Raw genomic sequence first — 13808 nt, 5'->3', positions numbered from 1 at the left:
ATCCATGATGCCGTTACGCATCATCGGGCGGCTTGGATCTCTGTCGACGATATCCAGCGATTATTGCCGGGTGATCCGTCGAATTCCGGCCGCCGTAAGAAAGTTACCCATCCCACCAAGCCAGATTGATCGCGGAGAGTGACTTGGCGCCCAATTGGACGAACCGCCCATGAGCCCGAACGATCAGGCTAATTTTCCTATACCCGCTCACCCCGGTGCTGCCGCCACGCTTTGCGTCGAGCGCCCCGGCCGGTTGCGCGTTGCGGTGATCGGCAGCGGTATCGCCGGCATGAGCGCTGCCTGGGCCATGGCAGCGCGGCATCGCGTTACCCTTTTCGAGCGGGACTCCCGGCCAGGTGGGCACAGCAACACGATCGATCTGGCCCTGCCCGAGGGCAGGGTGCCCGTCGATACCGGCTTCATCGTTTACAACGAGAAGACCTATCCAAATCTGACTGCACTCTTTGCGCATCTCGGCGTTCCGACAAGAGAGACCGAGATGTCATTTGCAGCCTCCCTCGGGAACGGCGCCTTCGAATATTCCGGCTCCAGCCTGGGCGGGCTGTTTGCGCAAAGGCGCAACCTGTTGCGTCCGCGGATGTGGCGCATGCTGGCCGATACCATGCGCTTCTATCGCGAGGCACGCAGTGCCGCCGCACTCGGTAACGATGACCTGACACTGGGGGCCTATCTTGACGGGGCAGGGTATGGCGAGACCTTCGTCCGGGACCATCTGCTGCCGATGGGTGGGGCGATCTGGTCGAGTTCGATCGACCAGATGCGGGATCATCCGTTGCGCGCCTTTGTCCGGTTCTGCGACAATCATGGTCTGATGCAACTCAGCAACCGCCCACAATGGCGCACGGTCGTTGGCGGCAGCCGCGCCTATGTGAAGCGCCTGTTGGCCGACCGGCCGCTGGATCTGGCGCTGTCGGCGCGGATCGCGCGGGTCGAGCGCGGCCATGCGGGACCGCAAGTCGTGATGGAGGACGGAAGCCGGCGCATCTTCGATGCCGTGGTTCTCGCCACTCATTCCGACCAGGCGCTTGCTTTGCTGGAGGCGCCGAGCGCAGAGGAAAGGCAATTGCTCGGTGCGCTGCGCTACCAGCCGAACCGCGCCGTGGTCCATGGCGACAAGGATCTGATGCCGAGGCGCCGGGCCGCCTGGTCGAGCTGGAACGTCATCGGCGGTCCGGTCGATGATGATGCGCTGATCTGCGTCACCTATTGGATGAACCGCTTGCAGCATCTGCCGACCGAACAGCAGGTTTTCGTCACGCTCAATCCGAACCGGCCGATCGCGGCCGAGAAGACATTCGCCACCTTCGACTATGCCCACCCCCTGTTCGATCAAGCCGCCCTGCGCGCCCAGGCTGCGCTCTGGCGCCTGCAGGGTGTCGGCGGTGTGTGGTATTGCGGCGCCTATTTCGGCGCCGGCTTCCACGAGGACGGGCTGCAATCCGGCCTTGCCGTTGCCGAAGCGCTTGGCGGCGTGCGCCGGCCCTGGCAGGTCGCCGGCCAGTCCGATCGCATTGCCGCCATCGGTGAAACCCCGCCGCTGCGGCTGCCGCCTGCGGCACTACCGGTGCCGGCGGAGTAGGCGGATGCCGGGCGCCTTGGTTTCGGCGATCTATCGCGGCTCGGTCATGCATCGTCGCCTGAGGCCGAAGGCGCATTACCTGCGCTATCGCATGTTCTATCTGCTGCTCGATCTCGACGAGTTGCCGAGACTTGGTGGCTTGCGCCTGCTGGGGGTCGAGCGCCGGGCGATCATGTCGTTCCGCGCCAGGGATCACGGCGACGGCAGCGGCGATCTCAAGGCCTGGGTCGGTGGCCAGCTTGCCAGGGCCGGCCTGCATTTTGCGCCGGGGCGGGTGCGTTTGCTTACCCTGCCGCGGGTCTTCGGCTTCGTTTTCAACCCGATTTCGGTCTATTTCTGCCACGACCTCGCGGGTGAATTGCGTGCGACGATTTACGAAGTGAACAACACCTTCGGCGGCCGCCATGCCTATGTACTGCCGGCCAGCGCCCATGACCGGGTGGTGCGCCAGCAATGCGCCAAGGCGCTGTTTGTGTCGCCCTTCAACGACATGTCCGGGGGCTACCGGTTCTCGCTGCTGCCGCCAGGTGACCGCGTGGCACTTGGCATTGATCAATACGACGAGGGTGGCTCGTTGCTGCGCGCGGCATTTGCCGGGCAGCGGGTCATATTGAGCGATGCTGCGTTGCTGAAATTGCTCGTGATCTATCCCCTCCTGACCATCCAGGTGATCGCCGGCATCCATTGGGAAGCCCTCAAGCTGTGGTGGAAGGGAGTTCCCTTGCAGCTTGAGAAGCGACCGCGAAACCCCGATACTGCGCCGGGGGAAACGGCGCAGCCCGTGGCGGCGCGCCTCGCGGCCTTGGGGGGAGAGAATGCGCGGACAAGATGACGGACGGGGCGGGCCGACATTGGCCATGGCGCCATTTGCCGGATTGTGGCGGAACCTGTTCGAGCAAGCCCTGTCGCATCTTCAGGTTGGCAGGCTGCGCATCGTCTTTCCGGACGGCCGGCGCCATGCGGTCGAAGGACGGGAATCCGGCCCCGAGGCCGAACTGGAAATCCGCGACATGCGCGGCATAAGTCGCCTCCTCAAGGGCGGCGACATGGGCTTCGCCGAGGCCTATATGGCCGGCGAGGTGGACAGCCCGGATCTGACCGACCTGATCGAACTGGCCGCCCGCAACCAGAATGCTCTGGCACGCGCGCTCAACGGCAAGGCCTGGGTGCGGGCGCTCAATCGCATCGGCCATTTAATGCGCGCCAATACGCGGGCCGGGGCGCGGCGCAACATCGCCTATCATTACGACCTCGGCAATGCGTTCTACCGTGAATGGCTCGACCCCACGATGACCTATTCCGCAGCCTGGTTCGAGGACGGCGCCAACGATCTGCAGGCGGCGCAGACGGCGAAGTACCGGCGCATGGCAGCACTGGCTGAACTGGGCGCCGGCCAGCGCGTGCTGGAAATCGGCTGCGGCTGGGGTGGCTTTGCCGAGATCGCTGCGCGCGAGTTCGACTGTCATGTCACGGGTCTTACCCTGTCGCGGGAACAACTGGCCTTTGCGCAGGATCGGATGCAGCGCCAGGGCCTTGCCGACCGCGTCGAACTGAGGCTGGAGGATTACCGCGATTGCCGCGACACGTTCGACGGCATCGTCTCGATTGAAATGTTCGAGGCGGTCGGGGAAGCGCATTGGCGCCGGTATTTTGGCGTTTTGCGGGATCGGTTGCGGGCCGGCGGCAATGCCGCCCTGCAGATCATCACCATCGCCGAGGACCGCTTCGACAGCTATCGCCGCAACGCCGATTTCATCCAGCGCTACATTTTTCCGGGTGGCATGCTGCCGACGCGCTCGGCGCTGCGGCAGCTGGCCGCCGAGGCAAGTCTGGTCCTTGCCAGCGAAACCGGGTTCGGGACCTCCTATGCGCGGACATTGCGGGAATGGCGCAGCGCCTTTCTTGGCGCCTGGCCGCGGATCCAGCCGCTCGGCTTCGACGAACGATTCCGCCGCATGTGGACCTATTACCTCGCCTATTGCGAGGCCGGCTTTCGTGCCGGATCGATCGATGTCGTGCATCTGAAGTTGTGTCGGTGACGCAGGCTGGCCGGCTGCAGCATTGTCTCTACGGCCTGCCGGCTCTGGCATTGATGGTGCCGACCCTGCCGGCACATGTGCTGATTCCGACCTTCTATGCCCAGGAGCTGGGGCTGGGGCTGGCGGCAACCGGTGCCGCCATCTTTGCCGCGCGGGCGCTTGACGTCCTGACCGATCCACTGGTCGGCCAGGCCAGCGACCGGGTCGGACGGCGCAAGCCTTTCATAGCAGTGGGTGCCATACTGGCGGCGATCGCGCTGGTGGCCGTTTTCGCCCCGCCAGGCGGCGCCGGCGCCATCTATCTGGGCCTATGGTATGCGCTGCTTTATGTGGCCTGGTCGCTGGTCATGGTGCCCTATACCGCCTGGGGCGCCGAGCTGACGGCGGATTATGCCGAGCGCACCAGCATCACGTCCTGGCGCGAAGGGTTTGGCCTGGTCGGTATTACCGTCGCCGCCAGCTTGCCGGCATTGTTGCAGCAGGGCGGGCGGTCCTTGTCCGATGCCATGACAGCGACCGCGCTGGTGGCCATAGCACTCGGCGCGCCGGCGCTGTTCCTGCTGCTGCGCTTTGTGCCGGAAGGCCGTCGGCGTCCCGCGGCGCGGGTGATCGGCTGGCGTGAGGCCTGGACCGTGATCGGCCGCAATGCGCCCTTCCGCCGCCTGCTGGCGGCCTGGTTCATCAATGGCGTCGCCAATGGATTGCCGGCAGGTCTGTTTCCGTTATTCATCACCCTTGCCCTTGGTGCCGACGACGGGCAGATGGGGATCGTCCTGCTGATCTATTTCGCGGCGGCCCTGCTCAGCCTGCCGGTCTGGCTGCGACTGCAAGCGCGGGTGGACAAGCATCGGCTCTGGTGCGGCGCCATGGTGGCGGCCATCCTGGCCTTTCTGGCTGTGCCCCTGCTTCCGGTCGGAGCAATCCCAGCCTTTGCCGTAATCTGCGTCATCACGGGCTTCGCGCTTGGCGCCGATCTCGCTTTGCCGCCGGCCCTGCAGGCGGATGTGGTCGACCTCGACCGCCTGCGGCAGGGTGGGGAGCGAGCCGGGCTGTTCTTCGCGCTTTCCAGCATGTCGGCAAAACTCGCGGCAGCGATTGCCGTCGGTATCGCCTTTCCAGTCCTGGATCTTTTCGGACTTGACCTGTCGGCGGCGCAGCCGGGAACGGGCCCGGCGATCATCGCCCTGGCGGTGATCTATGCCTGGGTCCCCTGCGTATTCAAGACAATAGCGGTGTTGATGATGTGGCGCTATCCGCTCGACCGGACTGCCCATGCCGACATCGCCCGGGCTCTGAACATCTAGTCAAAAAGATCGGTTGGGCGAAAATGCGCCGGCTAAACCTTGTGGTTCCGCGACTTCGTGCCTTGCGGTTGGGGTTGGCCTTGGCCTTCGCCGGACTGGTCGGCGGGTGCAACAACATGAAGATCGACGAATTTGCGGCATCACAGCCAACCCTGAAGCTGGAGGAGTACTTCCTTGGCGACCTAAAGGCCTGGGGCATGTTCCATGACCGCTTCGGCAATCTGCGCCGGCAGTTCGTGGTCGACATCAACGGTAGCCTCGAGGGCGACGAACTGATCCTGCGCGAGGATTTTGTCTACGACGACGGGGAAACGCAGCAGCGGATCTGGCGCATTCGGGCATTGGGCGGCGGCCGCTACGAAGGGCGGGCAGACGATGTCATCGGCGTAGCCGCCGGTACGGCAAGTGGCAACGCCCTTAACTGGACCTACAAGATGGATCTCAAGGTCGGTGACGGCAGCTGGCGCGTGTCATTCGACGACTGGATGTTCCTGCAATCGGACGGCATGATGCTGAACCATGCGACGGTCAGCCGGTGGGGCTTCGACATCGGCGTGGTGACGATTGCCTTCCGGAAGCTGCCCGACGCAAACCAGGCGGCCTCAGCGCTTCAGCCGCAATCGCATGCGCAGGCGGCGGAATAGCCCGCCGATCAGCGGAAAATGCTCGAACAGGCCGCTGGCGAGGTCCCAGTGGTCCTCATGCTTGACGATCAGGCCCCGCTCGTCGAAACGGATGTCACTCATCCCCGTAACTGACCAGTTTGGCAGACTCAATCGCCTGATGGTTCCGGCATAGTGCCATTTGACAAAGGCGCGCCGCTGGTCGACCCAGGCGATGCCGTCGATGCGCACGTCGCTGTCGGCGACACTGTGGTGGCTGTCGGCAAAGAGAGCCTTCAGCCCGTCACGGCCGTGAACCTCCTGGATCGGGTCGCGAAAGACGATGCTCTCGGTGGTGAGCCCATCCAGTCTATCCAGATCTCGATCCGGCGACGGGTCGGCCCAGAGGGCGAGGTAGTCCTGCAGCGTTGCCGCGGCGTCTATGGCCATGCCGGCTTCCCTTCAGTCACAACATTCGGCGCGTCAGGGCGAAATAAAGCCGATAGGGCAGCAGGCGCGCTACCTTCAGCAGCATGACGAAAGGCCAGGGAAAGGCAATCTCGAATCCGTCCCGCCTCAGCCCGGCGAGGATGTGGCGGGCCGCCTTTTCGGGCGAGATCAGGAAAGGCATTGGAAAGCGGTTCGCGGCGGTCATCGGGGTTTCGACAAAGCCTGGATTGACCACCTGGATGATGACGCCGTCTGCCGCAGCGCCTGGCCGCAGGCTTTCGGCCAGATTGATGAGGGCTGCCTTGGTCGGACCATAGGCGGCTGCCTGCGGCAATCCGCGATAGCCGGCAACCGAGGCGACGAGCGCGATCCGTCCTTTGCCCCGGCGCCGCATCCGGGCCAGCAGCGGCGCCAGGCAATGTGCCACACCCATCACATTGGTCTCGATGTGGTCGCGAAAACCGGCAAGGTCGAAATCAGCCGCGTCCATCGCCTGGTATCGGGCGGCATTGAGGACCGCGATATCGACGGGACCATGTTGCGCCTCGATCGCGTCCAGGGCGGCATCTACCGCGGCCGCATCGGTCACATCGAGCATGGCGGGAAATATGCGTGAGTGACCCCGCCCGGTTTCTTCCAGCGCATCCTGGCGCCGGCCGCTGACCGAGACCACCATGCCCTCAGCCGCGGCAACGTGGGCGAGGGCGCGTCCAATGCCGCTGCCGCCCCCGGTGATCCAGAGATGGGGCTGATTCACCGGCCGTCGCCGGCCAGGGATGCCATTTCGGCGCGACAGGCCCGGCAGCGATATTCGATGGTCGAGCCGTCCCGCGCCAGGAAACGCATGCCAAGCCAGCGGCCGGCGTCGTCGTACCAGGTCTCCAGCTGGATGTCGCCGTCGATCCGGAAGCGCGCTGCGGGGGCTATGCCGGCCGCCATCGGCACATAGGCGCTACCCAGCGGTTCGACGTCGATCCGGTTGACGGCGCCGGTGATGGTATTGAGCTGTTCCTCACCGGCAATGAACCGCTGCCACCAATGCTCGGACAGGGGATGGAGGGGTGTGATGGGGGATTCCCCCGAGGGACCCGCGGCAATCAGGCCGTCATTGGCTGGCGCCACGCGAACGACGCTGCGCTCGCCGTCATCATCCGTCTTTGCCTCGAGCGTCAGCAGCTGGCCGTCCTGCCAGTGTGACTGGGCCACATAGGAAAAGCTGTAGGCTGAGAGGAACAGCAGCCGGACCTCGATATCGGACCGGCTTTCCACGGCCAGGATATCGCCGGACCGGGTGAATTCGATGCGATGCGATCCGACCGGCTCGCCATTCCGCAAGATGTCATAGCTTGCAGTGGGCCCGTAGACTGCAAGCGGATCGAAAGCCTTATCGGCACGGGCAGCCGATTGCTCCATGGCCCAGGCGCCCTGGCCGAGCCAGCCGCAAAACAGCAACACCGGCAAAATGAGACGTCGCATTGGAACCTCCCCGGTGCTTTACGCGGCGGGTGAGACGGTGGATCACCCCGGCCAGAGTTGCCGGCTGGCGGGGTGGTCATTTACCGGGGGGATTGTCCGGCTCGTCGAACAGGATCCGCCTGGCAGCCCCTTCCAGGTCATCATATTGCCCCGAGCGCAGCGACCAAAGAAAGGCGACCAGGCCGATACCCCCGAGGCAAAGGGCGATCGGGATCAGGAAAAGGAGGACGTTCATGCCTTGCTTCCGCCGCCGGCGCGGCCCAGGCGCAGGCTGTTGAGGATTACCAGAATCGACGAAGTCGACATGGCGAGTGCCGCGACCAGCGGCGTCACATAGCCAAGCACGGCCAGCGGCACGGCGGCAAGGTTGTAGAACAGAGCGAGCCCCAGGTTCTGGCGCATCAGGGCATTGGCCGAGCGTGCCACGCCGAGGGCGGTGATGATCGGCTGCAGGCGATCGCCCTGGAAGACGATATCCGCGGCGGATTGGCTGATGTCGGCCGCGCTGGCGGGTGCCATCGATACGTGAGCGGCGGCCAGCGCAGCTGCGTCGTTGAGACCGTCGCCGACCATCAGGATGCGGCGGCCCTGGGCTGCCAAGCGCTCGAGATGGGCGACCTTGTCGGTTGGGCGAAGGTGGGCGTGTGCGGTGCGGATGCCGAGCTGCGCGGCGAGGGCGTCAACCGGGGCGGATCGGTCGCCTGAGCAGATCTCCACGGTCAGGCCGAGCTTGGCCAGAGTGGCAACCACGGCCTTGGCATCGGGCCGGACCTGATCGGCCAGGATGAATTTCTCCCTGGCATTGCGCGGACCGGTCAGCCAAAGGACACTGCGGGCCTCGCCATCGTCACGCTGACCGGTGAAGGTGGCGGAGCCGAGGCGCCATTCCCCCACGCCATCCCGCCATGACAGGCCCTCTCCCGGACGTTCCTGCACGTTCTCGAGTACTGGTGCCGCGGTGACGGATTGGGCGATGGCCCGGGCCAGCGGGTGTCTTGAGTTTGCCGCCATGCCGGCCGCGATGCGGTGCAGGCGCGGTGTCGGCTGGTTGACCAGGACGAGGCGGCCGAGCGTCAGCGTACCTGTCTTGTCGAAAACCACATGATCGATGTCCTTGAGCCGCTCCAGCGCGTCACCCGATTTGAGCAGGATGCCGCCCTTCATCAGGCGCTGGCTGGCAACGACCTGGACCACCGGCACCGCCAGGGCCAGGGCGCAGGGACAGGTGATGATGAGGACGGCGACGGCAATCATCATCGCCGGCTGCCAGGCCATGCCGCCCAGGAAGATCCAGGCGAGGAAGGTGGCAAGCGCCGTCACATGGACCACCGGGGCATAAAGGCGCGAGACCCGGTCCGCAATCCGGACGAAGCGCCCGCGTCGGGTCTCGGCGGCCTCCATCAGGCGAATGATGTCCGCCAGCAGCGTCGCGTCACCGGCGGCCGCCACGCGTATCTGCAGAGCAGCACCGAGGTTGAGCGTACCGGCATAGACATGCTGGCCAGTGCCATGCAACTGCGGCACGGATTCTCCGGTGACGGTGCTGGTGTCGATATCACTGCGGCCGCTGGCGATGATGCCGTCCGCCGGAATGCGCTGGCCGGCACCGACCAGGACCAACATGCCGGGGGCCAGTGCCGAGGGTGGCAATTCGCGGCGGCTGCCGTCTTCGGCGAGCACAGTGGCCGCAACGGCGTTGAGCGCCAGCAGCTGCTCGGCCAGGGCGCGGGCGCGATGCCGGGCCCGGTGGTCGAGGTAGCGCCCGATCAGCAGAAAGAACAGCAGGGTAACCGCGCTGTCGAAATAGGCATGGGGGCCGGAGCGGAAGGTTTCCGCCATGCTGACGGCGGGCGCCAGCAGGATGGCGAGCGAAATCGGCACATCCATATTGGTGCGCCCGGCCCTGAGGACGCCCCAGGCCGAGCGGAAGAAGGGCCGGCCGGCATAGGCGATGGCCGGAAGGGCAATCAGCGCCGAGATCCAGTGCAGGAAATCCCGTGTCGGTTCGATCATGTCTTCGGCATGGCCGGACCAGATCGAAACCGAGAGCAGCATGATGTTGCCGGCGGCGAAGCCGGCCACGGCGAGACAGCGCAGCAACTCGCGGGATTGGCGCTGGTCGGCCGAGGCGAATCGTGTCGGATCGCATGGTAGAAGGCGATAACCCAGCCGCTGTACCAGCGTCACAAGCCGGCCGGGATCGGCGGCACCGGCCTCCCACACCAGGGTCAGGCGCCGCGTTGCCAGCGACACGCGGGCCTGGCGCACACCGGGCTGGCGCAGCAGGGTCTGTTCGATCAGCCAGACACAGGCGCCGCAGGTGAGGCCGTCGACCATCAGGGCGAGGCTCAGCCCATTGTCGCCGGCAGGGCGGATCCAGGCGGTGAGATCGATGCTGCCGTCATCAGAGTCCGGGCGCAGCCGCGAAAAATCAGCGTCGCCCTCCAGGCATCTCTTTTCGTAGTAGCTCTCGAGGCCAAGGGCGTTCACCAGGGCGAAGGCGCCACGGCAGCCGGCACAGCAGAACTCACCGCCATCCGGCACGGCCTGACCGCAATGTCGGCAGGCGCTATCAACCGCGGCGCCCGGCGCCGTGTTGTTCATGGCACAATGACCCGATCCGTCCATTGCCAGGCTGTGCCACCCGGCGCGTTACCGGCGACGAGCCGCAGTTCCCAAATCCCGCCGGCGGGCAGATCGAGTTCCGCTGCATAGCGGCCGGGATGCGCCGGATCGGCCGACAGGGTGATCTCGCGGTCCATCATCGTGGTTGTCGGACGCACGATAGCACCCTGCAGCGCCAGGTCGGGCACCGGGCTGCCGGCGGCATTCCTGACATCCACTGTCAGGCGTCCGTCGCTGACGGCCGCACTGGCGGTCCAGCCCAGGGCGTCGCTGGCGGCGGCACGGCGCAGGGTATCGTTGTAGGCGAGGCCGTGGACATAGGCCTTGTCGGTGTCGAGCCCGGGGAAGGTCGAGGTGGCGAAATAGACCATGACTACATTGACGGCGACGACAAGTCCCATGGCGCCGACAAAAGTGGCGGGGATCCAGGCCGATTTCCGGCTCGTGGATGAAAGGGCACGGTTTGCAGTCATCGGAACCTCGTCATTCACTGCTGCGGCGCGTTGAAGGTTGCATCATGAATGCTGACCTCGCCATTTGCCAGGTTCGTCACCCTGACGGTGATGGGGCTTGACCCGGAAGGGGCGGCTCCCTTGGGCACCAGCAGCAGCAGGCGGAAGGTGCCGACGTCATCCGGCGCAACGGCGATGCGCGACGAATCCGCGCCGATCAGGCGAGTCTCGATACCCGGCAGGCCTTCAACCTCGAGGCTGAACGTGCCTGGCTCTCGCAGCATGTTGAGGATCTTCAGGGTATAGCCGTTCTGGATGCCGCCGTCCTTCAGGCGCACGAACAGCGGCGCGCGGTCGGCCAGCAGCGAAACATCAAGGCGCGCGCGCTGGCTCAAAGTGGCCAGCATGCCGATGCCGACGGCCAGGATCATGACGAAGTAGACCACCGTGCGTGGCCTGATGAAGCGGCGCTTCGGCGGCCGGCCCGCGGCGCGATCGGCCTGGGCGGAAAGGGCGTCGTAGGTGATGAGTTCAAGCGGCCGGTTGATCTTGGCCATGACCGAGTTGCAGGCATCGACGCAGAGGCCGCAGCCGATGCAGGCCAGTTGCTGGCCCTGGCGGATGTCGACGCCGGTCGGGCAGACGCGAACGCAAAGGCCGCAATCGATGCAGTCGCCCTGCGGCTTGTCCTCGGCCGCGGCTCGCTTCAGCGGACCTCTCGGTTCGCCACGCCATTCCTCATAGGTGACGAGCATGGTGTGCTCGTCGAACATGGCCGCCTGGAAGCGCGGCCAGGGGCACATATAGATGCAGACCTGCTCGCGTGCCCAGCCGGCCAGGATATAGGTGGTCGCCGTGAACAGGCCGACGAAGACGTATTGCAGTTCGCCAGCCTGGCCGGTGAAGAAGTTGCGCAGCAGGGTGGGCGCATCGTCGAAATACATCGCCCAGGCGCCGCCGGTCGCCAGCGCGATCAGCAGCCAGATGCCGTGCTTGGTCAGTTTGCGGACGGATTTCCCGAGGCTGACCGGCTCGCCATCCAGCTTGATGCGGGCGTTGCGGTCGCCTTCGACCCAGCGCTCGACCTGCATGAAGAGGTCGGTCCAGACCGTTTGCGGGCAGGTGAAGCCGCACCAGACGCGTCCCAGCAGCGAGGTCGCAAAGAACAACCCGAAGGCGCCGAGGATCAGCAGGCCGGCCAGATAGTAGACCTCCTGCGGCCAGATCTCGATCCAGAAGAAATAGGCGCGCCGGCCCGCCATGTCGATCAGGACGGCCTGGTCGGGGGCGTCCGGGCCGCGATCCCAGCGGATCCAGGGAACCAGATAATAGATCAGCAGCAGCATGGCAAGAATCGCCCACTTGATGCTGCGGAACTTGCCCCAGATTCGCTGCGGGTAGACCTTGACATGATCGGCATAGAGTTTGCTGCCGCCGGCTAGCATGGCTGGGCGAGCTCCTTGGGGCGGACTATTCGCCGCCCCCGAGGGAGTGGACATAGACCGTCAGCATCTTGATCCGGGCGGAATCTAGCCGGCCGATCCAATGCGGCATGACGCCCATCTTCGGGTTGTGAATCTGGGCGATCACTTCCTTCTTCTCGCCGCCATAGAGCCAGATCTCGTCGGTCAGGTTGGGTGCGCCAAACTCGCGCAGGCCCTGGCCGGCCGGACCATGGCAGGCGGCGCAATTGTCGGCAAAGATCTGCTGGCCGGCCTCGGCCGCCGCCTGGTCCGTGGCGCGGCCCGACAGCGAGAGAACGAATTCGGTCACGTCATTGACCTGCGTCCGGTCGAGCAGCCCGTCGATGCCGAAACGCGGCATGTCGGTGATCCGGGTCTCGGCGTCGTCGGCGGCGCGGATGCCGTGCTGGATGGTCTGCTGGATGTCGGCCAGCGTGCCGCCCCAGATCCATTCGTCATCTGCCAGCACGGGGAAACCCGGGCGACCGGCGCCGCCGGTGGCGTGGCAGGGCGCACAATTCTCGTTGAAGGCGGCGCGGCCGCCGGCCATGGCGAAATTGAGGAGCTCGGGATCGCCCTCGATCGCCTCGACCGAGTTCTGGTCGATTCTCGAGAGCCACTGGCTCTGCGCGGCCTCGGCGGCGGCCAGATTCTCGGCCAGTTCTGCACGGCTGTTATAGCCGAACATGCCCTTGGTGTAATTGGTGAGGCTCGGCCAGGCGGGATAGACCACCCAATAGCCGATCGACCAGACGATGCAGGCATAGAGGACCAGCAGCCACCATCTCGGCAGCGGCGTGTTGAGCTCGCGAATACCATCCCACTCGTGGCCGGTGGTCGGTTTGCCGGTTACCTCGTCGCGGTTGATGTCAGTCATGGCGCTGCGGCTCCTCGCCGTCGGCTTTGAAGGGAATTTGGGCGCAATCGTCGAAATGGCGCCGGTTCTTGGGGCGGAAGGCATAGAACCCGATGCCGAGGAAGATCAGCATCAGCCAGGCCGGCCAGATCTGCCGCGCGAAATGTGCGGCTTCGGCAATGCTGGGGAAATCCATCACTGCGCTCCTGCTTCTACCGCGCCGGCATAGTCAGGGCGGTAGGTGGTGAAATCGACCATCCGGCCAAGCACCTGGAGATAGGCGATCAGCGCGTCCATCTCCGTGACACTTGCGGGGTTGCCGTCGAAATCACCAATCACCGCCTTGGGATAGCGTGCCAGCACGCCTTCGGTATCGGCGTCGGGCGTCGCCTGCGCCAGGAAATCTGTCCGCGCGTTCTCGATCATCTCGTCGTTGTAGGGCACACCGACGATGCTGAGCGCCTTCAGGTGCTCGGCGATATCCGGCATGCGCAATTCACGAGCGGCCAAATGGGCATAGCTCGGCATGATCGATTCCGGCACCACGGCGCGCGGGTTGATCATGTGCGCGACATGCCAGTCATTGGAGTATTTGCCGCCGACGCGGGCGAGGTCCGGTCCGGTCCGCTTCGAACCCCACTGGAATGGATGGTCGTAGATGCTTTCCGCCGCCAGGGAGTAGGGGCCATAGCGCTCGATCTCGTCGCGGAACGGGCGGACCTGCTGGCTGTGGCACAGATAGCAGCCTTCGCGGATATAGATGTTGCGGCCCTGCAGTTCCAGCGGCGAATAGGGCCGGACCCCCTCGACCTGCTCGATCGTCTCGCCGATGGTGAACAGCGGCACGATCTCGACCAGGCCGCCGATCGCCACGGTGACGACGATGCCGCCCAGCAGGATGATGGAGTTCTTCTCGAAGACTTCGTGTTTGATCATCGTGG

Annotated in this window: 15 protein-coding genes; 5 read left to right on the top strand and 10 right to left on the bottom strand. The window is 65.2% G+C overall.

Annotated elements, in window-relative coordinates; genetic code table 11:
• Window positions 1-169 precede the first annotated feature (169 nt).
• Genes A8950_RS18405 through A8950_RS18385 form a run of 5 tightly spaced genes read left to right on the top strand, consistent with a single transcriptional unit; the run spans window position 170 to window position 5587 of the window.
• Window positions 170-1600: an NAD(P)/FAD-dependent oxidoreductase gene (locus A8950_RS18405; protein ID WP_133615155.1), complete on the top strand. Its 1431-nt coding sequence runs from the start codon at window positions 170-172 to the stop codon at window positions 1598-1600.
• A gap of 4 nt (window positions 1601-1604) precedes the next feature.
• Window positions 1605-2432: a DUF1365 domain-containing protein gene (locus tag A8950_RS18400; RefSeq protein WP_133615154.1), complete on the top strand. Its 828-nt coding sequence runs from the start codon at window positions 1605-1607 to the stop codon at window positions 2430-2432.
• Entirely contained in the window at window positions 2416-3639 is a 1224-nt protein-coding gene (locus A8950_RS18395; RefSeq protein WP_208109930.1) for an SAM-dependent methyltransferase, read from the top strand. The genes A8950_RS18400 and A8950_RS18395 overlap by 17 nt, the downstream gene beginning before the upstream one ends.
• The gene (locus tag A8950_RS18390; RefSeq protein WP_133615153.1) at window positions 3636-4943 is read left to right on the top strand and encodes an MFS transporter; all 1308 of its coding nucleotides are present in this window, start codon (window positions 3636-3638) and stop codon (window positions 4941-4943) included. Before A8950_RS18395 ends, A8950_RS18390 begins: the two co-directional genes overlap by 4 nt.
• A gap of 23 nt (window positions 4944-4966) precedes the next feature.
• Window positions 4967-5587: a DUF3833 domain-containing protein gene (locus tag A8950_RS18385; protein ID WP_133615152.1), complete on the top strand. Its 621-nt coding sequence runs from the start codon at window positions 4967-4969 to the stop codon at window positions 5585-5587.
• Here the strand turns inward: A8950_RS18385 and A8950_RS18380 are convergent.
• The 10 genes from A8950_RS18380 to ccoO all read right to left on the bottom strand — a co-directional run bounded on the left by A8950_RS18380 (window position 5546) and on the right by ccoO (window position 13803).
• Complete coding sequence (locus tag A8950_RS18380) at window positions 5546-5995, bottom strand: nuclear transport factor 2 family protein (protein ID WP_133615151.1); 450 nt, start codon at window positions 5993-5995, stop codon at window positions 5546-5548. The genes A8950_RS18385 and A8950_RS18380 overlap by 42 nt on opposite strands.
• Window positions 5996-6011: 16 nt before the next feature.
• Complete coding sequence (locus A8950_RS18375) at window positions 6012-6752, bottom strand: SDR family NAD(P)-dependent oxidoreductase (protein WP_133615150.1); 741 nt, start codon at window positions 6750-6752, stop codon at window positions 6012-6014.
• Complete coding sequence (locus A8950_RS18370; protein ID WP_133615149.1) at window positions 6749-7471, bottom strand: DUF6134 family protein; 723 nt, start codon at window positions 7469-7471, stop codon at window positions 6749-6751. The genes A8950_RS18375 and A8950_RS18370 overlap by 4 nt, the downstream gene beginning before the upstream one ends.
• Before the next feature lie 76 nt (window positions 7472-7547).
• The gene (gene ccoS, locus A8950_RS18365; RefSeq protein WP_133615148.1) at window positions 7548-7706 is read right to left on the bottom strand and encodes a cbb3-type cytochrome oxidase assembly protein CcoS; all 159 of its coding nucleotides are present in this window, start codon (window positions 7704-7706) and stop codon (window positions 7548-7550) included.
• Window positions 7703-10075 carry a heavy metal translocating P-type ATPase gene (locus A8950_RS18360; RefSeq protein WP_243735704.1) on the bottom strand — a complete coding sequence of 791 codons (2373 nt, stop codon included), beginning with the start codon at window positions 10073-10075 and terminating at the stop codon, window positions 7703-7705. The genes ccoS and A8950_RS18360 overlap by 4 nt, the downstream gene beginning before the upstream one ends.
• Window positions 10072-10569 (bottom strand): FixH family protein, encoded by a 498-nt coding sequence (locus A8950_RS18355; protein WP_133615146.1) that lies wholly within the window; start codon window positions 10567-10569, stop codon window positions 10072-10074. Before A8950_RS18355 ends, A8950_RS18360 begins: the two co-directional genes overlap by 4 nt.
• A gap of 14 nt (window positions 10570-10583) precedes the next feature.
• Complete coding sequence (gene ccoG / locus A8950_RS18350; RefSeq protein WP_243735703.1) at window positions 10584-11993, bottom strand: cytochrome c oxidase accessory protein CcoG; 1410 nt, start codon at window positions 11991-11993, stop codon at window positions 10584-10586.
• Window positions 11994-12018: 25 nt separating this feature from the next.
• Window positions 12019-12888 (bottom strand): cytochrome-c oxidase, cbb3-type subunit III, encoded by an 870-nt coding sequence (gene ccoP, locus A8950_RS18345; RefSeq protein WP_133615144.1) that lies wholly within the window; start codon window positions 12886-12888, stop codon window positions 12019-12021.
• Entirely contained in the window at window positions 12881-13063 is a 183-nt protein-coding gene (locus A8950_RS18340; protein ID WP_133615143.1) for a cbb3-type cytochrome oxidase subunit 3, read from the bottom strand. The genes ccoP and A8950_RS18340 overlap by 8 nt, the downstream gene beginning before the upstream one ends.
• The gene (gene ccoO / locus A8950_RS18335) at window positions 13063-13803 is read right to left on the bottom strand and encodes a cytochrome-c oxidase, cbb3-type subunit II (RefSeq protein WP_133615142.1); all 741 of its coding nucleotides are present in this window, start codon (window positions 13801-13803) and stop codon (window positions 13063-13065) included. The genes A8950_RS18340 and ccoO overlap by 1 nt, the downstream gene beginning before the upstream one ends.
• Window positions 13804-13808 lie beyond the last annotated feature (5 nt).

Source organism: Dongia mobilis (assembly GCF_004363235.1).
Lineage (GTDB): Bacteria > Pseudomonadota > Alphaproteobacteria > Dongiales > Dongiaceae > Dongia > Dongia mobilis.
Note: the sequence above shows the minus strand (reverse complement) of the source record. Positions and strands in the feature narration are given on the sequence as shown.